Annotated in this window: 20 protein-coding genes and 2 rRNA genes (1 of these 22 running past the window's edge); 10 read left to right on the top strand and 12 right to left on the bottom strand. The window is 63.4% G+C overall.

Annotated features, from left to right (window positions below):
- On the bottom strand, window positions 1-1,098 hold the full coding sequence (gene waaF / locus I6L39_RS07095; protein WP_216991763.1) for a lipopolysaccharide heptosyltransferase II: 1,098 nt from the start codon (window positions 1,096-1,098) through the stop codon (window positions 1-3).
- A gap of 316 nt (window positions 1,099-1,414) precedes the next feature.
- Between waaF and I6L39_RS07090 the strand changes: the two genes are divergently transcribed.
- Window positions 1,415-2,203, top strand: a complete 789-nt coding sequence (locus I6L39_RS07090; protein WP_216991413.1) for a glycosyltransferase family 2 protein — start codon at window positions 1,415-1,417, stop codon at window positions 2,201-2,203.
- Window positions 2,204-2,433: 230 nt separating this feature from the next.
- On the opposite strand, the gene I6L39_RS07085 is transcribed toward I6L39_RS07090, so the two are convergent.
- Entirely contained in the window at window positions 2,434-3,477 is a 1,044-nt protein-coding gene (locus tag I6L39_RS07085; RefSeq protein WP_216991412.1) for a glycosyltransferase family 9 protein, read from the bottom strand.
- A gap of 220 nt (window positions 3,478-3,697) precedes the next feature.
- On the opposite strand from I6L39_RS07085, the gene coaD reads away from it, so the two are divergent.
- Complete coding sequence (gene coaD, locus I6L39_RS07080) at window positions 3,698-4,180, top strand: pantetheine-phosphate adenylyltransferase (protein WP_216991411.1); 483 nt, start codon at window positions 3,698-3,700, stop codon at window positions 4,178-4,180.
- 93 nt (window positions 4,181-4,273) lie between these two features.
- Here the strand turns inward: coaD and I6L39_RS07075 are convergent, their stop codons facing one another.
- From I6L39_RS07075 to radC, 6 genes are all read right to left on the bottom strand, one after another.
- Complete coding sequence (locus tag I6L39_RS07075; RefSeq protein ID WP_216991762.1) at window positions 4,274-5,146, bottom strand: VirK/YbjX family protein; 873 nt, start codon at window positions 5,144-5,146, stop codon at window positions 4,274-4,276.
- 177 nt (window positions 5,147-5,323) lie between these two features.
- On the bottom strand, window positions 5,324-6,136 hold the full coding sequence (gene mutM / locus I6L39_RS07070; protein ID WP_216991410.1) for a bifunctional DNA-formamidopyrimidine glycosylase/DNA-(apurinic or apyrimidinic site) lyase: 813 nt from the start codon (window positions 6,134-6,136) through the stop codon (window positions 5,324-5,326).
- A gap of 27 nt (window positions 6,137-6,163) precedes the next feature.
- Window positions 6,164-6,619 carry a hypothetical protein gene (locus I6L39_RS07065; RefSeq protein ID WP_216991409.1) on the bottom strand — a complete coding sequence of 152 codons (456 nt, stop codon included), beginning with the start codon at window positions 6,617-6,619 and terminating at the stop codon, window positions 6,164-6,166.
- Window positions 6,620-6,709: 90 nt separating this feature from the next.
- On the bottom strand, window positions 6,710-6,877 hold the full coding sequence (rpmG, locus tag I6L39_RS07060; protein ID WP_005323752.1) for a 50S ribosomal protein L33: 168 nt from the start codon (window positions 6,875-6,877) through the stop codon (window positions 6,710-6,712).
- An 11-nt stretch (window positions 6,878-6,888) separates the two neighbouring features.
- The gene (rpmB, locus tag I6L39_RS07055; protein WP_005307492.1) at window positions 6,889-7,125 is read right to left on the bottom strand and encodes a 50S ribosomal protein L28; all 237 of its coding nucleotides are present in this window, start codon (window positions 7,123-7,125) and stop codon (window positions 6,889-6,891) included.
- Window positions 7,126-7,261: 136 nt separating this feature from the next.
- Window positions 7,262-7,936, bottom strand: a complete 675-nt coding sequence (gene radC / locus I6L39_RS07050; protein WP_042078226.1) for a DNA repair protein RadC — start codon at window positions 7,934-7,936, stop codon at window positions 7,262-7,264.
- 147 nt (window positions 7,937-8,083) lie between these two features.
- Here radC and coaBC point away from each other — a divergent pair, with 147 nt between their 5' ends.
- The 4 genes from coaBC to I6L39_RS07030 all read left to right on the top strand — a co-directional run bounded on the left by coaBC (window position 8,084) and on the right by I6L39_RS07030 (window position 11,614).
- On the top strand, window positions 8,084-9,286 hold the full coding sequence (gene coaBC / locus I6L39_RS07045) for a bifunctional phosphopantothenoylcysteine decarboxylase/phosphopantothenate--cysteine ligase CoaBC (protein ID WP_216991408.1): 1,203 nt from the start codon (window positions 8,084-8,086) through the stop codon (window positions 9,284-9,286).
- Window positions 9,287-9,376: 90 nt separating this feature from the next.
- Entirely contained in the window at window positions 9,377-9,835 is a 459-nt protein-coding gene (dut, locus tag I6L39_RS07040) for a dUTP diphosphatase (protein WP_010676116.1), read from the top strand.
- 69 nt (window positions 9,836-9,904) lie between these two features.
- Window positions 9,905-10,501 (top strand): nucleoid occlusion factor SlmA, encoded by a 597-nt coding sequence (gene slmA, locus I6L39_RS07035; RefSeq protein ID WP_042078227.1) that lies wholly within the window; start codon window positions 9,905-9,907, stop codon window positions 10,499-10,501.
- A gap of 279 nt (window positions 10,502-10,780) precedes the next feature.
- The gene (locus tag I6L39_RS07030) at window positions 10,781-11,614 is read left to right on the top strand and encodes a mechanosensitive ion channel domain-containing protein (RefSeq protein WP_209794460.1); all 834 of its coding nucleotides are present in this window, start codon (window positions 10,781-10,783) and stop codon (window positions 11,612-11,614) included.
- A gap of 123 nt (window positions 11,615-11,737) precedes the next feature.
- On the opposite strand, the gene I6L39_RS07025 is transcribed toward I6L39_RS07030, so the two are convergent.
- A complete protein-coding gene (locus I6L39_RS07025; RefSeq protein ID WP_209794463.1) occupies window positions 11,738-11,926 on the bottom strand; it encodes a holin in 189 nt (62 codons plus the stop codon).
- Between the two features lie 413 nt (window positions 11,927-12,339).
- On the opposite strand from I6L39_RS07025, the gene pgi reads away from it, so the two are divergent.
- Window positions 12,340-13,989 (top strand): glucose-6-phosphate isomerase, encoded by a 1,650-nt coding sequence (gene pgi / locus I6L39_RS07020; RefSeq protein WP_216991407.1) that lies wholly within the window; start codon window positions 12,340-12,342, stop codon window positions 13,987-13,989.
- Between the two features lie 257 nt (window positions 13,990-14,246).
- Here pgi and ilvC read toward each other — a convergent pair whose 3' ends face one another.
- Window positions 14,247-15,728: a ketol-acid reductoisomerase gene (gene ilvC / locus I6L39_RS07015; protein WP_216991406.1), complete on the bottom strand. Its 1,482-nt coding sequence runs from the start codon at window positions 15,726-15,728 to the stop codon at window positions 14,247-14,249.
- Window positions 15,729-15,941: 213 nt separating this feature from the next.
- On the opposite strand from ilvC, the gene ilvY reads away from it, so the two are divergent.
- From ilvY to I6L39_RS07000, 3 genes are all read left to right on the top strand, one after another.
- Window positions 15,942-16,835 (top strand): HTH-type transcriptional activator IlvY, encoded by an 894-nt coding sequence (ilvY, locus tag I6L39_RS07010; protein ID WP_209794469.1) that lies wholly within the window; start codon window positions 15,942-15,944, stop codon window positions 16,833-16,835.
- Between the two features lie 95 nt (window positions 16,836-16,930).
- Complete coding sequence (locus tag I6L39_RS07005; protein WP_209794471.1) at window positions 16,931-17,122, top strand: hypothetical protein; 192 nt, start codon at window positions 16,931-16,933, stop codon at window positions 17,120-17,122.
- A 90-nt stretch (window positions 17,123-17,212) separates the two neighbouring features.
- Window positions 17,213-19,792, top strand: coding sequence for a bifunctional acetate--CoA ligase family protein/GNAT family N-acetyltransferase (locus tag I6L39_RS07000; RefSeq protein ID WP_216991405.1), 2,580 nt, complete (start codon window positions 17,213-17,215; stop codon window positions 19,790-19,792).
- 79 nt (window positions 19,793-19,871) lie between these two features.
- On the opposite strand, the gene rrf is transcribed toward I6L39_RS07000, so the two are convergent.
- A 5S ribosomal RNA gene (gene rrf / locus I6L39_RS06995) occupies window positions 19,872-19,986 on the bottom strand.
- 78 nt (window positions 19,987-20,064) lie between these two features.
- Window positions 20,065-20,848, bottom strand: a 23S ribosomal RNA gene (locus tag I6L39_RS06990); it runs 2,105 nt beyond the window's last position.

The following is a 20,848-nucleotide window of genomic DNA, read 5'->3' as shown; positions in this document are numbered from 1 at the left end:
TTATCGGCCTTCGCCCCCGTCGGCGGCCTGAGCCACCGGCTGCAGCGCGATCACCCGATCCTCCGGCTCGCTCCGCTCCAGTCGCTTGCCAGCCTCGATGACCTGCTCCGGCATCAGCTCGATCAGGCACTTGAGGTGGCCGAACTTGCAGGTGCGCTTGAAGCAGGGGCGGCACTCGATGTCGGTGTGGACTATCTCGACCCTGTCCGCCAGCGGTGGGGTGTAGAGCGGCGAGGTGGAGCCATAGACCCCGATCAGCGGCCGGTTGAGGGCGGCCGCCACGTGCATCAGACCCGAGTCGTTGGCGATGACCCGACCGGCCAGGGCCATCAGATCGATCGCCTCGTGCAGGCTGGTCTTGCCCGCCAGCACGTGGCAGTTGGGGCGTGACAGGGGGTTGATCCGATCGCGGATGGTGTTGGCCACCTCCACGTCCTTGCCCGAGCCGAAGATCCACACCTGCCAGCCCTCGTCGAGGTGCTTCTGGGCCACCACGGCGTAGTGCCCCTCAGGCCAGCGCTTGGCCGGACCGAACTCGGCCCCCGGACAGAGCACCAGCACGGGGCGGGCGCGATTCAGGCCGAGCCGCTCCAGCGCCTTGCCCTGGTTGATAAGATCCACGTGCAGGGAGGGATGGGGAATGGCGGGGATGTCGGCCCGGCTCTTCATCTGCCCCTTGGGGTAGGCCAGCGCCAGATAGCCTTCCACCATCAGCGGGAAGGCCTGCTTGTTGCTGCGCATGTCGTTGAGCAGGCCGAAGCGGTGCTCCCCCTTCCAGCCGGTGCGCACCGGGATCCTGGCAAACCAGGGGATGAGGGCCGACTTCATGGAGTTGGGCTGGATGATGGCCTGATCGTACTGCTCGGCGGCCAGCTGCTTGCCGAGGCGGCGGCGCGCCCCCAGCTTGAAGTCACCGTGGCCGAGCGGCATGGGGATGGCCTTGTCCACCTCGGGCATGCGCTCCAGCAGCGCAACGCACCAGGCCGGCGCCATCACATGGAGCTCGCTGCCCGGGTAGTTGCTCTTGAGCGCCTTGTAGAGGCTCTGGGACATCACCATGTCGCCGACCCAGGAGGGGCCGATCACCAATATCTTCATCACGCGTCTTCTCTCGGGCTGGCCCGGCTGTTGATCGTTACTGGGCGAGATTATGCCCCAAGAAAGGCAGAAGAAATAACAGAAGATACCCGTCAGCCCCGCCGGACAGCCTCTTTGTCGGGATCCGCTGCGCCCGCTCAGCCACACAAGCGCCTTTTCCCGCCCCGATAGAGGCGTGCTGGCGCCACCAGATGCCACGGTGGCAGGCAGGCCGGTCAAATGAGCCCAGCCCATGCCCCGGCCGGGGTTTTAGGCTAGAATGGGCGCCAATCCGAGCATGACCCGCCCGCCGGGTGCCAATGAGAGTCCCTTGCCTGTGAAAAAACCGACCCTGGCGGCCGTCCTGATCGTCAAGAACGAAGCCGACAACCTGCGTGCCTGCCTCGCCTCCCTCGAAGACCTGGTGGATGAGATCGTCGTCCTCGACTCCGGCAGTCAGGATGACACCCCCGCCATCGCCGCCGAGTTCGGCGCCCGCTTCTTCGTCAACACGGCCTGGCCCGGCTTCGGCCGCCAGCGCCGCCTCGCCCAGTCCCATGTCCAGTCCGACTGGGTGCTGTGGCTGGACGCGGACGAGCGGCTCACCCCCGAGCTCAGGAGCGCCATCCAGGACGTCATGGCCAACCCGGCCAGCGACACCATCTACTCCATCCCGCGCCTCTCCTGGGTGTTCGGTCGCTTCATCCGCCACAGCGGCTGGTACCCGGATCGGGTGCTGCGCCTCTACCCCAAGGCGCTGACCGGCTACAATGAGGCGCTGGTGCACGAGAAGGTGGAGGTACGCGCCAACATGAAGATCGTCAACCTGCACGGCGACCTGCTCCACTACACCTACCGGGATCTGGAGCACTATCTGGTCAAATCCGCCGGCTACGCCCGCGCCTGGGCCGATCAGCGCACCGCCCGCGGCAAGAAGGGATCCCTGGGCCAGGGGCTGGTGCACGCCGTCGGCTGCTTCCTCAAGATGTACCTGCTCAAGGCCGGTTTCCTCGACGGCAAGCAGGGACTGCTGCTGGCCATCCTCTCCGCCCACTCCACCTTCGTGAAGTACGCGGACCTCTGGATCCGCCAGCAGCCCCAGGTGCCGGAGCAGGCCGACAAGTAATCGGCCCCGTGCAAAGACCGGCTCGCTGGATCCGCCAGCAGCCCCAGGCGCCGGAGCAGGCCGACAAGTAATCGGCCCCGTGCAAAGACCGGCTCGCTGGATCCGCCAGCAGCCCCAGGCACCGGATCAGGCTGGCAAGTAAGCCACCAGCAAACCCTGGCTGCCCGTCGGCAGCTCCCGTGACGAGACAGGGCCCCTCGGGGCCCTGTCTGCATTTCCTGTGTTCGCTCTCAGCCCTCGGCGCGCCAGAACGGCGGCGCCCAGCGGGCGATCGCCGCCGCCATGGCCTTGGGATCGAGCTGGCTCATGTCATCCGGATGATCGCTGTCCTCCGGCGGGCTGAACGCCAGATGGCGCCCCTCGCTGTTGAGGGGTCGCCAGCGCAGCGGCGTGGCGGAGCGGTGCGCCGGGAAGACGCCGACGGTCGGCACGTCCAGCGCCGCGGCGATGTGCAGCGGCCCTGTGCTGCCCGCCACGAACAGGGCGGCATTGGCCATCACCTGGCAGAACTTCGGCAGCCCCTCGTCGGAGCGATAGATCCAGCCGTTGCCCCCATGGGCCAGCAGTTCGGCCGCCAGCTGCTCCGCCTTCCCCTCCTCCCCCGGCCCCGCCGTCAGCACGCACTGCAACTCGGGACAGGCCTGGTTGAGCTTGATGATGAGGCGCGAGTACTGCTCGATGGAGAGGTTGTTGGCCGAGCCGCCGCTGCCGGCGTGCACCATCAGCCAGGGGCGGCTGGCGTCGAGCCTGAGACGGGCGGCGACCTGCTCGCGCACCTGTTGCAGGCTCTCGGGGTCGAAGCCGAGGTAGGGCCCCTGGGGCTCCACCACCGCCTGGTGCTGGTCGGCGAGGAAGCGGCGCACCAGATCCAGGTTGTATTCGTACTCCGGCTTCTGGGAGCGGGAACGGCGCTGCACCAGGCGCTGGTTGTAGAGCACCTGGGCCAGCTTGGTGGCCGGGGCCAGCCGGTAGGGAATGTGCGCCTGCCACACCAGCTTGGCATTGCGGGTGTTGGAGAAGAGGCAGATGGAGGCATCGAAGGCGGCCGCCTTGATGCGCGCCAGCAAGGCCCGTTGCTGCTCCTTGTCGGCCCGGGCACCCGGATCCAGGATGATCTCGTCGATCCAGGGGCAGAGGCGGGCCAGCGGCGCCGTGTAGGCGGGAACCAGGGCAGTCACATGACACTCCATGGAGCGCTTGAGCATGGCAAAGCTCGGCCAGGCCAGCATGAAGTCACCAATCTTGTCATTGCGGACTACCAGAATACGTTTCATAAAAAATCCCTATGCTCCCTGTCACCAATGAAGGAGGCTTGATGCGCGATGCGGGTATTCTTGCCTGATGCAGGGCTATTCTCAAGCGAAGACGCCACGGGGCCCCGATTTGTGCGGACGAAGCAGGGGGCTCACGCCAGGATCCGCGCCATCGCAGTCGCACCGGACCGGCAACAGCCCCTATAATGCGACCAACTTTCCGGCTTCAGGAATCACCAGCATGACCAACAAGGTAATCTATCCCGGCACCTTCGACCCCATCACCAATGGCCATACCGACCTCATCGGCCGGGCCGCCCGACTGTTTGACGAAGTGGTGGTCGGGGTCGCCAACAGCCCGAGCAAGCGGCCCCTGTTCGATCTGGCGGAGCGCGTCCAGCTGGCCCGCCAGGTGACGGCGCACCTCCCCAACGTCAAGGTGGTCGGCTTCTCCGGCCTGCTGGTGGATTTTGCCAGGGAGCAGCAGGCCAACGTGCTGATCCGGGGCCTGCGCGCCGTCTCCGACTTCGAATACGAATTCCAGCTGGCCAACATGAACCGCCGCCTGATGCCGGAACTGGAGAGCGTCTTCCTCACCCCGGCGGAGGAGAACTCCTTCATCTCCTCCACCCTGGTGAAGGAGGTGGCGCTGCACGGTGGCGACATCCACCAGTTCGTCGACCCCGCGGTGGCCCAGGCCATCGCCGCCAAGCAGAAAGGGTGACCCCTTCCCCCACCGGCAACAATGCACAAGGGCTACCCGCGGGTAGCCCTTGTTGTATTAGTCTCGTTGTGTTGACCACGGCCAGCTTGCCGGTTACTGGCGGGCAAACTGCCCGGCCATCCCCTGTACCAGCAGATCGAGCCACTCGTAGCGGCGCCGGTACATGGCCCTCTTCTTGGAGGCGATCTCCTCCAGCGGCTTGCGCTGGGCTGGCGGCAGCCGCACGAAGTTGCTGTCCAGATCGATGGCGCCAAACTCCTGCCACAGGGCGTCATAATCCGCCTGCAGGCAGGCTTTCTTCTTCTTGCTGTAACGCCTGGCCTGGAAGATGTGCGCCCTCATCCGCACGGCCGAGACGCGGCTTGCCCCCATGGCTCCGGCCAGCGCCAGCACCAGCATCACCACCAGCGACCTGGGTCTCAGGCCGTGGCCCGCCCTGGTCAGGGCCCGCACCTGCCTCTGGGGCTCTGCGACACTGGGCTCGGGCCCCTGCACCGACCCTATCACCAGCGCCAGCTCGCGCTCGTTGCCCGCCAGGGAGAAGGCGCAGCTGTAGAGCCGCTCGCCTTTCTCGCTGACGATGGAGAGAGCCAGCTCCGCCTCCCGGCGAAAGGTGCCGTCGTGGCGCAGCACGATGCGATAATCCCCCTCGGGATAGCGGCCGAGTTCGATCCCCTCCCCCAGATAGAGCGGGTCGATGAGATCGGGATAAAGGCCCAGCAACAGGCGGTAGTGATCCTCCACCATCCTGACCCTCTGGTTTACCGTCGAGCAGGCGAACCGATAGGGCCGTATCGGCTTGTCGAGCAGTTCGGGGTGGTGGGCAGGCAGGGCCCTGAGGGGTTCGGTCTGAAACAGTTCGAACACCCGGTTCAGCTGCGGCCGGTAGAGCAGGCTGCGCAGCACGAACTTGCCGCGATTGAAGGTCTTGCGGACACTGTCGTCGGGATAGAGGAAGCGGGCCATTTTTTGGGCGCAATAGTGCCCCTGCCGGGATAAATGATCCCAGTCTATTGATTTAGCTGTCATTTTTGTTACCTCGCAGCCTGAACTGGCGAGATGGTAGTCATGGGCTGACGCGGCTTCAACAGACTGGCAATACTCTCTTACAACTTGGCCGATCCCGGCTCAACAATCGGCCTTTCAGCGCTGGCAGTGGGAGCAGAACACCGTGGTGCGCTGGCCCATCCTCACCTCGGTCAGCACGGTGTGGCAGTGGAAACAGGGTTGGCCGCCCCTGCCGTAGACCTGCAGCTGCTGGACGAAATAGCCCGGCTTGCCGTCGGCGCTGGTGAAGTCCTTGAGGGTGGTCCCCCCCTGGCGGATGGCTTCAGCCAGCACTCGCTTGATCTCGCTCACCAGGGTGCCCAGCCGCTCGGCGCTGATGTTGCCTGCCGCCCGTTTGGGGTGGATGCCGGCGGCATAGAGCGCCTCGTTGGCGTAGATGTTGCCCACCCCGACCACCACGTGATTGTCCATCAGGAACTGCTTGATGGCGGTGCTGCGCCCCCTGGCCCGCTCCCGCAGGTAGTCGGCGCTGAAGGCGTCGGTGAGCGGCTCCGGCCCCAGCTTGGCGAGCAGGGCGTGGGCCTCGGCCGGTTCGCGGGTCCACAGCAGGGCACCGAAGCGGCGCGGATCGTTGAGCCGCAGCAGCTTGCCGTTGGCCAGCTCGATATCCACGTGATCGTGCTTCTCGGCCGGGGTGCCTATGTCCAGCACCCTCAGGCTGCCGGACATCCCGAGGTGCAGGATGGCAGTGCCGAAGTCGGTCTCCAGCAGCAGGTATTTGGCGCGGCGGCGGACCCGGTGGATGACGAGCTCCACCAGCTCCTGGATTTCGCCGGGCACCGGCCAGCGCAACCGGCCGTCCCGCACCACCACTCGGGTGACCTTGATGCCGGTGAGCCAGGGCGAGATCCCCTGGCGACTGACTTCGACTTCCGGTAATTCGGGCATAAACGGGCCTCTCGCTCAGAGCAGGGTTCAGGGGGTGGGACGCATCAGGTCACGATACTGCGCCTGGCTCAGGCTGAGCCAGGTCGAGGGAGGCAGCAGGGCGGCAAACTTGCCGTCATCCTGATAGAGCCCCACCTCCACGGGATCGCTCTGACCGGCGATCCAGATCTTGAGGGTCACCGGCGTGCCGCGCACGGCCTCGCCGGGCGGCAGCAGCCAGCCCTGCCAGGCCTCGATGCGGGCGGCCAGCCGGGTGCTGTCGAGCCCGAGATCCGGCCCGCTGCGCCAGCCCTGGCCGATGCGCTCTATCTGCCAGCTCGGCCCCTGCCAGGTGAGCACCACGGCGTTCTCCGGCAACAGCGGACGCGGTCGCTGGGCGCTGTTCTCCTGCTGGGCCTGCTCCAGCCGGTGCAGCAGGGTAATGACGATCAACACGACCACGATGATCACGTTGTTCCAGCCTTTGCGGCTCAGTTTGAACATGGCTAGCCTCCCTTCGAACCGGCAGTGTACTGAATTCCAGCCATAAAAAAACCCGGCACTAGGCCGGGTTTTTGCAGCGAAACCAAGTAATTACTTGATTTTGCCTTCTTTGTAGATCACATGCTGACGAATCACGGGATCAAATTTCTTGATCTCCATTTTTTCGGGCATGGTGCGCTTGTTCTTGGTAGTGGTATAGAAGTGACCAGTACCGGCGCTGGAGTTCAGGCGAATCTTATCGCGAATACCTTTAGCCATGATCTAATTCCTTATACCTTAACGCCGCTGGCACGCAGTTCAGCCAGAACCACTTCAACGCCGCGCTTGTCGATGATACGCATGCCTTTTGCGGATACGCGCAGGCTCACGAAGCGTTTTTCACTCTCAACCCAGAAACGGTGAGTGTGCAGGTTCGGCAGGAAACGACGCTTGGTAGCGTTGTTAGCGTGCGAACGGTTGTTACCAACTGCCGGGCGCTTGCCGGTTACTTGGCATACTCTAGACATGTCAGTCTCTCCAAATCTTACTTCATTGCTCGAGCAAATATCTGCCCCGCTGGCCTTCGATTGCGGGGCAAACAGAAGGCGGCATTTTATACAGCATCCGTGATCAAAGATCAACTAATACAGTGCCAGAGCCCAGTCACAACCAACCACGCTCTGCGAAAGAAACCGTGATGCCATCACCGATCACCAGGTGATCAAGCACTCTGATATCGACCAGGGCCAGGGCGGCCAAGATCCGATCCGTGATCTGGCGGTCCGCCCGACTGGGCTCGGCCACGCCGGACGGGTGATTATGCGCCAGAATCACGGCGGCTGCATTATGTTTGAGCGCGATCTGCACGATTTCCCTGGGCCAGACGCTCGCCGAGTCCAGGGTACCGTAAAAAAGTTCGACGAACCGGACCACCCTGTGCTGGTTGTCGAGCAGCAACAGGGCGAACACCTCCCGCTCGCGATCCCGCAACTGGGCCTGCAGAAAGTCCCGGGTCAGCTGGGGCGAGGTGAGCGCCTCTCCCCGCTGCAGCTGCTCGGCCAGATGACGCCGGCCCATCTCCAGCACCGCCTGCAACTGGGCATACTTGGCCGGCCCCAGCCCATGAGCCCCGCAGAAGGCCTGCTGCTCGGCCCCGAGCAGCGCCCGCAGGGAGCCAAACTGGCTGAGCAGCTGGCGGGAGAGATCCACCGCGCTCAGGCCGCTGACCCCGGTGCGCAGGAAGATGGCCAGCAGCTCGGCATCGGAGAGCGCCGTCGCCCCGCGCCGCAGCAGCTTCTCCCTCGGGCGCTCATCCTCTGGCCACTCCTTGATGCTCATTTGTCTCTCCCTCATTGCTGTTGAGAGAAAACATAGCAAAGAATCGCGGGAGCCCGACCACAACTCCCCCATGTCAGCCTCTGTCGCCGTCCATCGCCTGTGCTATCTTACCCGACCAGTCAGAGTGAGCCGGAAGAGATGCAGCAGATGAGATTGGCCGATAAACGCATCCTGTTGGGTGTCAGTGGCGGGATCGCCGCCTACAAGAGTGCCGAACTGGTACGTCGCCTGAAAGATCAGGGGGCCGAGGTGCGAGTGGTGATGACCCGCTCCGCCAAGGAGTTCATCACCCCGCTGACCCTGCAAGCCGTCTCTGGTCACCCGGTGGCCGACAGCCTGCTGGACCCGGCCGCCGAGGCGGGCATGGGTCACATCGAGCTGGCCAAGTGGGCCGATCTGGTGCTGATCGCCCCCGCCAGCGCCAACCTGATGGCGCGCATGGCCGCCGGCATGGCGGACGAGCTGCTCACCACCCTCTGCCTGGCCACCCCGGCACCGGTCGCCCTGGCGCCCGCCATGAACCAGCAGATGTATCGCAATGCCGCCACCCAGGCCAATCTCAAGACCCTGGCCGGCCGCGGCATCCTGCTGTGGGGGCCGGATTCCGGCAGCCAGGCCTGCGGCGACGTGGGCCCGGGCCGCATGCTGGATCCCCTCGACCTGGTGGAGCGCTGCTGCCAGCAGCTCGCCGCCGAACCGCTGCTGGCGGGGGTCAGGCTGCTGCTGACCGCGGGGCCGACCCGCGAGGCGCTGGACCCGGTGCGCTACATCAGCAACCACAGCTCCGGCAAGATGGGCTATGCCATCGCCCGCGCCGCCCGTGAGGCGGGCGCCGAGGTGACCCTGGTGAGCGGCCCGGTCGCCCTGCCAACGCCCCTGGGGGTTGAGCGGGTCGACGTGGAGAGCGCCTTGCAGATGCATGAGGCGGTGATGAGCCGGGTCGGCCAGTGCGACCTCTTCATCGGCTGCGCCGCCGTGGCGGACTATCGCCCCGCCCAGGTGGCCAGCCAGAAGATCAAGAAGAGCGGCGACAACGACCAGATGGCGCTGACCCTGGTCAAGAATCCCGACATCATCGCCGATGTGGGAGCCTTGTCAGACAAACCCTTCACCGTCGGATTTGCCGCCGAAACCGTGGATGTGGAACAATACGCCCTCGACAAACTTCGACGTAAGCGGCTGGACATGATCGCCGCCAACGATGTGTCCCGTGCCGGCCAGGGCTTCAATGCCGATGACAACGCCCTGACCGTCTTCTGGCAGGGGGGTCAAGCCGCACTGCCCCTGGCCGATAAGCTGACGCTGGCTCGTCATCTGGTCGCCCTGATCGCACGCCACTATCGACCTTAAGCCCTCTCCCGGGCCCGTTGAACATGCCGGGTGCCCCGCGGGCACCCGCTGAACCACCCGATCGCCCGGCGATCCAATTGAACGATATTCATGACGACACAAATTGAACTGAAAATCCTGGATGCCCGCATCGGCACCGACTTCCCGCTGCCCGCCTACGCCACCCCGGGTTCCGCCGGCATGGACCTGCGCGCCCTGCTGGATGCCCCGCTGACCCTGGCCCCCGGCGACACCACGCTGGTGCCGACCGGGCTTGCCATCCACATCCAGGATCCAGGTCTGTGCGCCACCATCTTGCCCCGCTCCGGTCTCGGCCATAAGCACGGCATCGTGCTGGGCAACCTGGTGGGCCTCATCGACTCCGATTACCAGGGCCAGCTGATGGTCTCGGTATGGAACCGCGGCAACGACAGCTTCACCATGCAGCCCGGCGAGCGCATCGCCCAGCTGGTGATCCTGCCGGTGGTCCAGGCCAGCTTCCAGCTGGTCGACGAATTCAATCAGAGTGAACGGGGTGAAGGCGGGTTTGGTTCTTCTGGTCGCCAATAACAAGACCACACCGGCCCCGGGGCCGGTGCCAAATAACAGAATCAAGCCATTGTTTTTTTAGGGGAATCCATGGCAAGCAGTAACCAGAAACAGAGTCGGCGCGATCAGATCCTGCAGGCACTCGCCCACATGCTGGAAACCAGCCCGGGCCAGCGCATCACCACGGCACGCCTGGCGGCCGAGGTGGGCGTGTCCGAGGCGGCCCTCTACCGGCATTTTCCCAGCAAGGCGAGGATGTTCGAGGGGCTGATCGACTTCATCGAGGATTCCCTGCTGTCACGGGTCAACCTGATCATGGCCGAAGAGAAGGACACCATGGCCCGCTGCCACCACATACTGCAGCTGTTGCTGGTGTTCGCCGAGCGCAACCCGGGCATCACCCGCATCCTCAACGGCGACGCCCTGCTGGGGGAGCACGATCGGCTGCGGGATCGCATCAGCATCCTGTTCGACAAGCTGGAAACCCAGCTCAAACAGGCGCTGCGGGAGAAGCGGCTACGGGAAGGCCAGGGCTTCCAGCTCGACGAGACCATGCTGGCCAACCTGCTGCTCGCCTATGCGGAGGGCCGCATCAGCCAGTTCGTCCGTTCCGAGTTCAAGCTCAAGCCCACCGCCGGGTTTGAAGACCAGTGGCAGTTTATGCGCAGCCAGCTATTGCAAAGCTGAGTCAGAGGGCCGGATCACCCGATGCGTCCGCCCCGAGTTCAAGCTCAAGCCCACCGCCGGGTTTGAAGACCAGTGGCAGTTTATGCGCAGCCAGCTATTGCAAAGCTGAGTCAAAGGGCCGGATCACCCGACGCAGGTGGACTGGAACACGGAGGGAGGCCTTGGCCTCCCTTGTTTTTTGTGGCACAAAAGAAATGATGAGCACCAGATGCGACCCAGGCTGTCGCGCGTCGGTGTTAGATTCACGCGCCATCCACCTTTAGAGCAACAGGATACCTTATGGAACCCGAGATCATTACCGAAGCACAGACCTGGCTGGTCAACAACCAGGGACTGATCATCGAGTATGCGGTCAACATCGCCGCCGCCCTGCTCACCCTGCTGATCGGTTACATCGCCGCCAACATCCTCAGCGGTGGCGCGGTCAAGGTGATGCAAAGCCGCAAGCTGGATACCACAGTCACCCACTTCGTCGGCAGCATCCTCAAGTACACCATACTGGTGTTCGTGGTGATTGCCGCGCTGGGCAGGGTCGGGGTACAGACCGCCTCCTTCGTGGCCATCATAGGTGCCGCCGGCCTGGCCATCGGTCTGGCGCTGCAGGGGTCCCTCTCCAACTTCGCCGCCGGTTTCCTGCTGATCATCTTCCGCCCCATCAAGGCGGGGGAATTTATCGAGGTCGCGGGGACAGCGGGGGTCGTACAATCTGTGCAGCTGTTCACCACCACCCTCACCTCGGGTGACAACAAGATGGTGGTGGTGCCGAACTCCGCCATCCTCAACGGCACCATAGTCAACTATTCGCGCATGGACACCCGCCGCGTCGACATGACCTTCGGCATCGGTTACGGCTCCGACCTGCGCAAGGCCAAGCAGATCCTGGAGCGTCTGGTGAGCGAAGAGCCACGCATCCTGAAGGATCCCGAGGCCACCATCGCCGTCGCCGCCCTGGCCGACTCCTCGGTCAACATAGTCGTGCGCCCCTGGGTCAAGACCGGCGACTACTGGGGTGTCTGGTTCGACTTCCACGAGAAGGTGAAGCTGACCTTCGACGCCGAAGGCATCGAGATCCCCTTCCCGCAGATGGTCATGCACATGCAAAAGCCGCAGTAATTCGCACGGCGTGGTGATCCAATGCCAGCCTTCGGGCTGGCATTGTTGTTTGTGGATCCCGGCCGAGCCGGCCACCGGGATCGGCTACGGGCCTCCCGTGGGCAACCCGCGGCCGGGCCGCACTCAAACCAGCCGGTGTGCCAACCGGTTGAGCAACGGCTGCACCAGCACATAGCCACCCAGCACGGCCCCCATGACCGCCAGCACCCGCATCTCCAGGGTCGGGGCGGCCGTGGTCAATGCCAGGGTCAGCAGGCCGATGAGGCCGGTGGCAATCAGGCTAAGGGCAAACAGGGACAGTACGCGTTTCATGTCGATCTCCTCGTTCCAACAGCCATCCCTGGGAGCATCGTCCATCTGACCGGATGATAACCGGCTCCGGACGGAGCAAGTTTGCGTTTGCGCATAAAATCGACGAAAAGGTGTATTGTCTGGGGCCTTTCACCGGGATGGAGGCTGCGCCTCCCCGACCCCGGACTGAAAGCCCTTTCACCCGGGAGAAGCCGTGCCAAGCATGCGCAAACGCAAGATCCGGCCGCCATGGGTGACTCATAATCACCGCGTTTTGGTTGTAAACTCCTTCGACGACAGACAATTGGTAAAGCTCTGTTACACGGACCGCACAATGAGCCCGGTATAATGGGCCCGGCATAGTGCTCGAATAATAAGGTTTGGCGGGGCCTTGCCTGCAAGGTTCAAACACAACTTGGAAGACTGATAATCCTATGAAAAACATCAATCCAACCCGGACCCAGGCCTGGCAGGCGCTGGAAGCCCACTTTGCAGCTAACAAAGAGACTCGGCTCAAGGATCTGTTCGCACAGGATCCGAAGCGTTTCGACAAATTTTCCCTCACCTTCGGTGGCGACATCCTGGTCGACTACTCCAAGAACCTGATCACCGAGGAGACTCTCAAGCTGCTGGTGAGCCTGGCCAACGAGACCGACCTGCGCAGCGCCATCGACGCCATGTTCAACGGCGACAAGATCAACATGACCGAAGGGCGTGCCGTGCTGCACACCGCCCTGCGCAACCGCTCCGACCGCCCCATCGAGGTGGATGGCAAGGACGTGATGCCGGAAGTGAACGCCGTGCTGGCCAAGATGAAGGGCTTCTGCGAGAAGGTCATCGGCGGCGAGTGGAAGGGTTATACCGGCAAGCCGATCCAGCACGTGGTCAACATCGGCATCGGCGGCTCGGATCTCGGCCCTGTGATGATCACCGAGGCGCTGCGTCCCTATAAAAACCATCTGGAGATGCACTTCGTCTCCAACGTCGACGGCACCCACATCGCCGAGACGCTCAAAAAGATTGATGCGGAAACCACCCTGTTCCTGGTGGCCTCCAAGACCTTCACCACCCAGGAGACCATGACCAACGCCCTGACCGCCCGCGACTGGTTCCTCGGCCACGCCGGTGACAAGGCGCACGTCGCCAAGCACTTCGCCGCCCTTTCCACCAACGGCAAGGCCGTGGCCGAGTTCGGCATCGACACCGACAACATGTTCGAGTTCTGGGACTGGGTCGGCGGTCGTTACTCCTCCTGGTCCGCCATCGGCATGCCCATCGCCCTCTCCCTCGGCTTCGAGCACTTCGAAGCCCTGCTGCAAGGCGCCTTCGAGATGGACATGCACTTCGCAACCGCCGCCTATGAGCAGAACGTGCCGGTGCTGCTGGCCCTGATCGGCCTGTGGTACAACAACTTCCATGGCGCCGAATCCGAGGCCATCCTGCCCTACGATCAGTACATGCACCGCTTCCCCGCCTACTTCCAGCAGGGCAACATGGAGTCCAACGGCAAGTACGTGGATCGCGACGGCAACCCGGTCGACTACCAGACCGGCCCCATCATCTGGGGTGAGCCGGGCACCAACGGCCAGCACGCCTTCTACCAGCTGATCCACCAGGGCACCAAGCTGATCCCCTGCGACTTCCTGGCGCCGGCCATCAGCCACAACCCCATCGGCGATCACCATCCGAAACTGCTGGCGAACTTCTTCGCCCAGACCGAGGCACTGGCCTTCGGCAAGAGCAAGGAAGCGGTGGAAGCCGAGTTCCTGGCCGCCGGCAAGACGCTGGAGCAGGTCAAGGATCTGGTGCCGTTCAAGGTGTTCGAGGGCAACCGCCCGACCAACAGCATCCTGTTCAAGCAGCTGACCCCGAAAACCCTCGGCTCCCTGATCGCCATGTACGAGCACAAGATCTTCGTGCAGGGCGCTATCTGGAACATCTTCAGCTTCGACCAGTGGGGCGTGGAGCTGGGCAAGCAGCTGGCCAACAAGATCCTGCCGGAGCTGGGCAACGACGAGGCCGTCACCAGCCACGACGCCTCCACCAACGGTCTGATCAACACCTGGAAAGCCTGGAAGGCCTGATCGCTCACGCCTTCCTGAACGCAAAAGCCCCGCTCGATGAGCGGGGCTTTTTATTGCCGGATACCGGCGTTGCCATCCTTTGGAGATCTGGCCAGGTGTCTAAGCCAGCCAGAAGACGGGGATCGTCACCCCCGCCCCTTCTGATACAGCGCGGTGAAGGCTTAACCGCCGACGGCGATACGCTTCATGTCCTTCATGCAGCCGCGCAGGGTCTGGCCGATCTTCTCGCACCTGGCATCGTTGCGGGTCATGCCAGATTAGCCGCCGACTGCGATGCGCTTCATGTCTTTCATATAACCGCGCAGGGTCTGGCCGATCTTCTCGATGGGGTGATTGCGGGTCGCCTCGTTGGCGGCCAGCAGCGCCAGGTTGTCCACGGCCTTGCTCTCGGCACGGGCACTGCCCAGATCCCCCGCTTGCAACGTCGGCATGAAGTGCTCGCGCAGGAGCGGCACGGCGGCGTTGGCGAACAGATAGTTGCCGTACTCCGCGGTGTCGGAGATGACCACGTTCATCTCGTACAGACGCTTGCGGGCAACTGTGTTGGCGATCAGCGGCAGCTCGTGCAGGGATTCGTAGTAGGCAGACTCTTCATAGATGCCGGAGGCCACCATGGTCTCGAACGCCAGCTCGACACCCGCCTTGACCATGGCCACCATCACCACGCCATTGTCGAAGTACTCCTGCTCGGCGATCTTGCCGGCATAGGCCGGGGCATTCTCGAAGGCGGACTTGCCGGTCTCTTCGCGCCAGGTGAACAGCTTGACGTCATCCTCGGCCCAGTCGGCCATCATGCCGCGGGAGAACTCGCCGGCGATGATGTCGTCCATGTGCTTCTCGAACAGCGGGCGCATCAGGGTCTTGAGCTGCTCGGAGAGCTCGAAGGCACGCAGCTTGGCCGGATTGGAGAGCCTGTCCATCATCAGGCTGATGCCACCCTGCTTCAGGGCTTCGGTGATGGTCTCCCAGCCGAACTGGATCAGCTTGCCGGCATAGGCCGGGTCGGTCCCTTCGGCAACCAGCTTGTCGTAGCAGAGCAGGGAGCCGGCCTGCAGCATGCCGCACAGGATGGTCTGCTCGCCCATCAGGTCGGATTTCACTTCCGCCACGAAGGAGGATTCCAGCACGCCGGCACGGTCGCCGCCGGTGGCGGAGGCCCAGGCCTTGGCGATGGCCATGCCCTCGCCCTTGGGGTCGTTCTCCGGGTGCACGGCGATCAGGGTCGGCACGCCGAAACCACGCTTGTACTCTTCACGCACTTCGGTACCCGGGCACTTGGGCGCCACCATCACGACGGTGAGGTCGGCGCGGATCTGCTGACCCTCTTCCACCACGTTGAAGCCGTGGGAGTAGCCCAGGGCGGCGCCCTGTTTCATCAGCGGCATCACGGTTTTCACCACGTCGGAGTGCTGCTTGTCCGGGGTCAGGTTCAGCACCAGATCGGCGGTCGGGATCAGCTCTTCATAGGTGCCGACCGCGAAGCCGTTGTCGGTGGCCTTCTGCCAGGAGGCGCGCTTCTCGGTGATGGCGGCCTTGCGCAGGGCGTAGGAGATGTCCAGCCCGGAGTCGCGCATGTTCAGGCCCTGGTTCAGACCCTGGGCACCACAGCCCACAATCACCACCTTCTTGCCCTTGAGCACGTTGCAGCCGTCCGCGAACTCCTCGCGCTGCATGAAACGACACTTGCCCAGCTGGGCCAACTGCTGACGCAGGTTCAGGGTGTTGAAATAGTTAGCCATGGTGATTGCTCCGTTCGATTGATTCCATGCCGGGTAACGGCGTTGTCCAAACCACTATAGCGTGGGACACTTATTGCCTGAACTGATATATTCGAAACAGTACGTTGCATTTATTGAAATGTGAGACGCCGCAATCTCGCCCCGTTTCGCCGCCACAGGGCGCAAGGAACCACGAACGCCGTCGCCACTACACGCCTTAGCAGGAATTGAAAGATGGATCTTCGCAATCTCGAGCTGTTTCTCCACCTCGCCGACTCCCTCCATTTCGGCAAGAGCGCCGACGCCATGGCGGTCAGCCCCTCCACCCTGAGCCGCGCCATCCAGCGGCTGGAGCAGGAGACCGGCTGCGTGCTGTTCGAGCGGGACAATCGCTCGGTGCGGCTCACCCCTGCGGGCGAGAAGCTGCGGGAGTTTGGCGGCAGCCTGTTGCAGGAGTGGCGCCGACTCAGACAGGAGCTCAAGCGCAGCGACGAACCGCTGCAGGGCCGGCTGCGGGTCTTCTGCTCGGTGACTGCAAGCTACTTCCTGCTACCCGAAGTGCTGGAACGCTTCCGCCGCCGCTATCCCCAGCTGGAGATCAAGCTGGAAACCGGGGACCCGGCGCTGGCGGTGGACAAGATCCTGGCGGACGAAGCCGATCTGGCCATCGCCGCGCGGCCGGACGCGCTCTCCTCCAAGCTGGAATTTGCCAGCCTGCAGCAAGTCCCGCTGGTCTTTATCGCCCCCCGGGCCGCCCCGCAGTCGAGCCAGTGGTTCCAGCAGGGCGAGCCGGACTGGGAGAGGCTGCCCCTGATCCTCTCCGAGCAGGGGCTGGCCAGAAAACGCTGCGATCAGTGGCTGCGCAACAAGGGGATAGCCCCCAACCTCTACGCCGAGGTGGCGGGCAACGAGGGCATAGTCGCCATGGTGGCGCTCGGCTTTGGCGTTGGCGTGGTTCCCGCCGCCGTGATCGATCACAGTCCCATGGGGGACAAGGTGCGTATCGTCGAGCCCAAACCCGCCCTCAAGCCATTCGATGTGGGCATCGCCGTACAGAAGAAACGGCTGGAGGAGCCGCTGATCCGCGCCTTCTGGGATACGGCGCGCGGCCAGAACGGTGCACGCTGAGCCCGCAACGGGTCGGTGTCAAATGTGTCAGTATGAAAGTCGCGCAGAAGAGGAGAGACTGGCCGCCACATCCAGCCACCATCAGGGGATAGAGCGTGAGCCAGCATCTTGTCGAAATCCGCAGTGCCATCCTGTTCGCAGAATATCTGCAAAGCCTCGGGGTTCAGCGCCATGAACTCGATCGGGAACAGGAGATCTATTTGCAGGACAGGCACCTGGCCACGGTGCAATGCATTCAGGGCGAGCTGCGCTTTTATCTGCGCGCCAATGCCCTGGCCCGGTCGTGATCCGCAATCGGTCACAGATCGCGCACGCAAAGCGTATTAGACTGGCACCATCCGTCACCCTCGCCCCGGGGGTCGCCACGAGGAGTGCCCATGAAACCAAGCGGCCTGGATCGCCTCTTCAAACCTCACTCTATCGCCGTCATCGGCGCCTCCGGCGATCCGCAGAAGGCCGGCCATGTGGTCATCAGGCACCTGCTGGCAGGCCAGTTCAAGGGCCCCGTATTGCCGGTTGCACCTCACAGCCAGGCCGTCGCAGGGGTACTAGCCTATCCCGATATCGCCAGCCTGCCCCTAGCGCCGGATCTCGCCATCGTCTGCACCCGGCGCGAACGGGTGTTGCCGCTTATCGAGGAGCTCGGCAAGAAGGGAACCGGGGCCGCCATCATACTGGCTGCCCAGTTCTCCGGTGACGAGCGCCAACGGCTCAGAGAGCTGTGCCGGCAGTACGGCATCCGCCTGCTCGGCCCCAACAGCATGGGCATGCTGCTGCCGGGCCAGGGGATCAACGCCAGCTTCTCGCCCATCGCCGCCACCCCGGGGCAGGTGGCATTTCTCTCCCAGTCCGCTGCAGTCAGCACCACCATCCTCGACTGGGCCAAGCAGCGCGAGCTCGGCTTCTCGGCCTTCATCTCCCTCGGGGATCACTGCGACATCGACTTCGGTCAACTGCTGGATCAGCTCTCCCGCGACGGGGCAACCCGCGCCATCCTGATCTACATGGACAAGCTGCACGATGCGAGGCACTTTCTCTCCGCCGCCCGCGCCGCCTCCCGCAACAAGCCCATCCTGGTGCTCAAGAGCGGCCGGCACGACCCGGCCAACGGCCTCGACAACGTCTATGACGCCGCCATCCGCCGCGCCGGCATGTTGCGGGTGCGGGACACCCACGAGCTGTTTGCCACCGTCGAGACCCTGAGCCACTCCCTGACGCTCAAGGGGGAGCGGCTCGCCATCCTCTCCAATGGACGCGGCCTCGCCAACATGGCAGCAGACGTCCTGCTGTCTCGGGGGGGCAAGCTGGCGATGCCGCCCCTCGACATCGGCAGCGATGCCGATATCGAGGCCTACAAGAGCGCGCTGGAAACTCTGTTGCAAGGGGAGGGCGCCGACGCCATCCTGCTGATCCACGCCCCATCGCTGACCGCCCGCGGTGTGACACTGGCACACGAGCTGATCGCCTTTATCAGGCAGCATCCCAGGGCCAGGCGGTTCAACATCCTCACCAACTGGGCGGGGGAATACTCCGCCCAGGAGGGGCGTCGCCTGTTCAACGAGGCGGGGATCCCCACCTATCGCACTCCGGAGAGTGCCGTTACCGCCTTCATGCACATGGTGGAATACCGCCGCAACCAGAAGCAGCTGATGGAAACCCCGGCCTCTCTGCACGGGGACAGGCTCGATGTCGAGCGCTGCCAGCAACTGCTCCGGCAGGCGCTGGATCGCCAGCAGCGCGTGCTGGATACCCACCTCGCTCACCCCATCTTGCAGGCCGCCGGGCTCTCCACCCTGTCCACCTGGATTGTCTCCGATGCCATCGAGGCCGCCCTGACGGCGGAGCAGATAGGCTACCCGGTGGCGGTGAAGTTGCGCTCCCCCGACATCGCCCATAAGTCCGAAGTACACGGCGTCATGTTGAATCTGCGCACCTCGGCGGAGGTCGCCCAGGCGGCGGACGCCATCCTGGACAGGGTACGCCAGCACGATCCCGGCGCCCGCATCGAGGGCCTGCTGGTACAGCGCATGGCCCGCCGCAGCGGCGGGCTGGAGCTGCGGATCCGCCTGCAGCAGGATCCCGTGTTCGGCCCCGTCATCCTGCTAGGGGAGTCCGGCGCCGAGCCCCGCGAGATGGTCGCCGCCCTGCCGCCCCTCAACCAGGCGCTGGCGCGCTACCAGATCATCGGCGCCCTCAAGGACGGCAAGATCCGCGAGCAGGCCAGCCCGGTACGGCTCGATATCGACGCCCTCGGCCAGGTGTTGTGCCAACTGTCCGAGCTGCTGTTGGCCTTCCCCGAAATCCAGGAGCTGGATCTGCACCCGCTGCAGGCCTGCGGCGAAGAGATGGTGATCCTGGATGCCCGCCTGGTGTTGATGGAAAAGGGGCAACCGATGTTGCCGCTGGCCATTCGTCCCTATCCCACCGAGCTGGAGGAGGGCGCCTGGCTCAAGGATCAGAGCCATATGCTGCTTCGCCCGATCCGGCCGGAGGACGAACCGGCCCACAAGCAGTTCGTGCTGCAAGTCTCCGACGAAGACAGGTACAAGCGCTTCTTCGCCGATGTAGGGGAGCTGGGCCATGAGGAGCTGGCCCGTATGACCCAGATCGATTACGACCGGGAGATGGCCTTTGTCGCCGTGGGACAGGATGGGGAACGGAAAGAGCAGATCTTAGGGGTGGTACGCGCTATCTCGACGCCGGATCTGAGCGACGCCGAGTTTGCCATCCTGGTGCGCTCCGACCTGAAAGGGCTGGGGCTTGGCAAGCTGATGATGGAGAAGATAGTGCGCTATGCCAGAGAGCGCGGCATAGTTCAGCTGTCGGGCATGACCATGCCCAGCAACCGTGGCATGATCAACCTGGCCAGGCGACTCGGCTTCAAGATCGATATCCAGCTGGAAGATGGCGTCGTCAATATGGTGCTGCCCTGTGCGGAGCGGGTCGAAGGGGCGTAACGTACAGAAAATGGAAGGGATGAAGAATTTCAGGCATTAAAAAACCCCGCTCAAATGAGCGGGGTTTTTCGTGTTGGGTGCCTGGCAGTGTCCTACTCTCGCATGGCGAATGCCACACTACCATCGGCGCTACAGCGTTTCACTTCTGAGTTCGGCATGGGGTCAGGTGGTTCCACTGCGCTATTGCCGCCAGGCAAAATCTTCAATCTGAGAAAGCTGATGTAAGTAGTTTCGTATTTGTCACAAGGCCAGAAACACTTCTTGGGTGTTGTATGGTTAAGCCTCACGGGTAATTAGTATGGGTTAGCTCAACACGTCGCCGCGCTTACACACCCCACCTATCAACGTTGTGGTCTCCAACGGCCCTTTAGGACCCTCAAGGGGTCAGGGATGACTCATCTCAGGGCTCGCTTCCCGCTTAGATGCTTTCAGCGGTTATCGATTCCGAACTTAGCTACCGGGCAGTGCCACTGGCGTGACAACCCGAACACCAGAGGTTCGTTCACTCCGGTCCTCTCGTACTAGGAGCAACTCCCTTCAATCATCCAACGCCCACGGCAGATAGGGACCGAACTGTCTCACGACGTTCTGAACCCAGCTCGCGTACCACTTTAAATGGCGAACAGCCATACCCTTGGGACCGACTTCAGCCCCAGGATGTGATGAGCCGACATCGAGGTGCCAAACACCGCCGTCGATATGAACTCTTGGGCGGTATCAGCCTGTTATCCCCGGAGTACCTTTTATCCGTTGAGCGATGGCCCTTCCATTCAGAACCACCGGATCACTATGACCTACTTTCGTACCTGCTCGACCTGTCCGTCTCGCAGTTAAGCTGGCTTATGCCATTGCACTAACCTCCTGATGTCCGACCAGGATTAGCCAACCTTCGTGCTCCTCCGTTACTCTTTGGGAGGAGACCGCCCCAGTCAAACTACCCACCAGGCACTGTCCGCGAGCCCGATTCAGGGCCCTGCGTTAGAACATCAAACATACAAGGGTGGTATTTCAAGGACGGCTCCAGCGCAACTGGCGTCACGCCTTCAAAGCCTCCCA

The organism is Aeromonas sp. FDAARGOS 1409, assembly GCF_019048705.1.
Taxonomy (GTDB): domain Bacteria; phylum Pseudomonadota; class Gammaproteobacteria; order Enterobacterales; family Aeromonadaceae; genus Aeromonas; species Aeromonas sanarellii.
Note: the sequence above shows the minus strand (reverse complement) of the source record. Positions and strands in the feature narration are given on the sequence as shown.

Bases quoted from the DNA above. Each gene is read 5' to 3' on its own strand.
- I6L39_RS07025 (WP_209794463.1), bottom strand. From the start codon at position 11,926: ATGAAACGCGTACTGTCCCTGTTTGCCCTTAGCCTGATTGCCACCGGC.
- ilvC (WP_216991406.1), bottom strand. From the start codon at position 15,728: ATGGCTAACTATTTCAACACCCTGAACCTGCGTCAGCAGTTGGCCCAG.
- mutM (WP_216991410.1), bottom strand. From the start codon at position 6,136: ATGCCCGAATTACCGGAAGTCGAAGTCAGTCGCCAGGGGATCTCGCCC.
- dut (WP_010676116.1), top strand. From the start codon at position 9,377: ATGACGACACAAATTGAACTGAAAATCCTGGATGCCCGCATCGGCACC.
- I6L39_RS07000 (WP_216991405.1), top strand. From the start codon at position 17,213: ATGAAACCAAGCGGCCTGGATCGCCTCTTCAAACCTCACTCTATCGCC.
- I6L39_RS07065 (WP_216991409.1), bottom strand. From the start codon at position 6,619: ATGTTCAAACTGAGCCGCAAAGGCTGGAACAACGTGATCATCGTGGTC.
- ilvY (WP_209794469.1), top strand. From the start codon at position 15,942: ATGGATCTTCGCAATCTCGAGCTGTTTCTCCACCTCGCCGACTCCCTC.
- slmA (WP_042078227.1), top strand. From the start codon at position 9,905: ATGGCAAGCAGTAACCAGAAACAGAGTCGGCGCGATCAGATCCTGCAG.
- waaF (WP_216991763.1), bottom strand. From the start codon at position 1,098: ATGAAGATATTGGTGATCGGCCCCTCCTGGGTCGGCGACATGGTGATG.
- I6L39_RS07085 (WP_216991412.1), bottom strand. From the start codon at position 3,477: ATGAAACGTATTCTGGTAGTCCGCAATGACAAGATTGGTGACTTCATG.
- radC (WP_042078226.1), bottom strand. From the start codon at position 7,936: ATGAGCATCAAGGAGTGGCCAGAGGATGAGCGCCCGAGGGAGAAGCTG.
- rpmB (WP_005307492.1), bottom strand. From the start codon at position 7,125: ATGTCTAGAGTATGCCAAGTAACCGGCAAGCGCCCGGCAGTTGGTAAC.
- I6L39_RS07075 (WP_216991762.1), bottom strand. From the start codon at position 5,146: ATGGCCCGCTTCCTCTATCCCGACGACAGTGTCCGCAAGACCTTCAAT.
- coaBC (WP_216991408.1), top strand. From the start codon at position 8,084: ATGAGATTGGCCGATAAACGCATCCTGTTGGGTGTCAGTGGCGGGATC.
- I6L39_RS07030 (WP_209794460.1), top strand. From the start codon at position 10,781: ATGGAACCCGAGATCATTACCGAAGCACAGACCTGGCTGGTCAACAAC.
- coaD (WP_216991411.1), top strand. From the start codon at position 3,698: ATGACCAACAAGGTAATCTATCCCGGCACCTTCGACCCCATCACCAAT.
- rpmG (WP_005323752.1), bottom strand. From the start codon at position 6,877: ATGGCTAAAGGTATTCGCGATAAGATTCGCCTGAACTCCAGCGCCGGT.
- pgi (WP_216991407.1), top strand. From the start codon at position 12,340: ATGAAAAACATCAATCCAACCCGGACCCAGGCCTGGCAGGCGCTGGAA.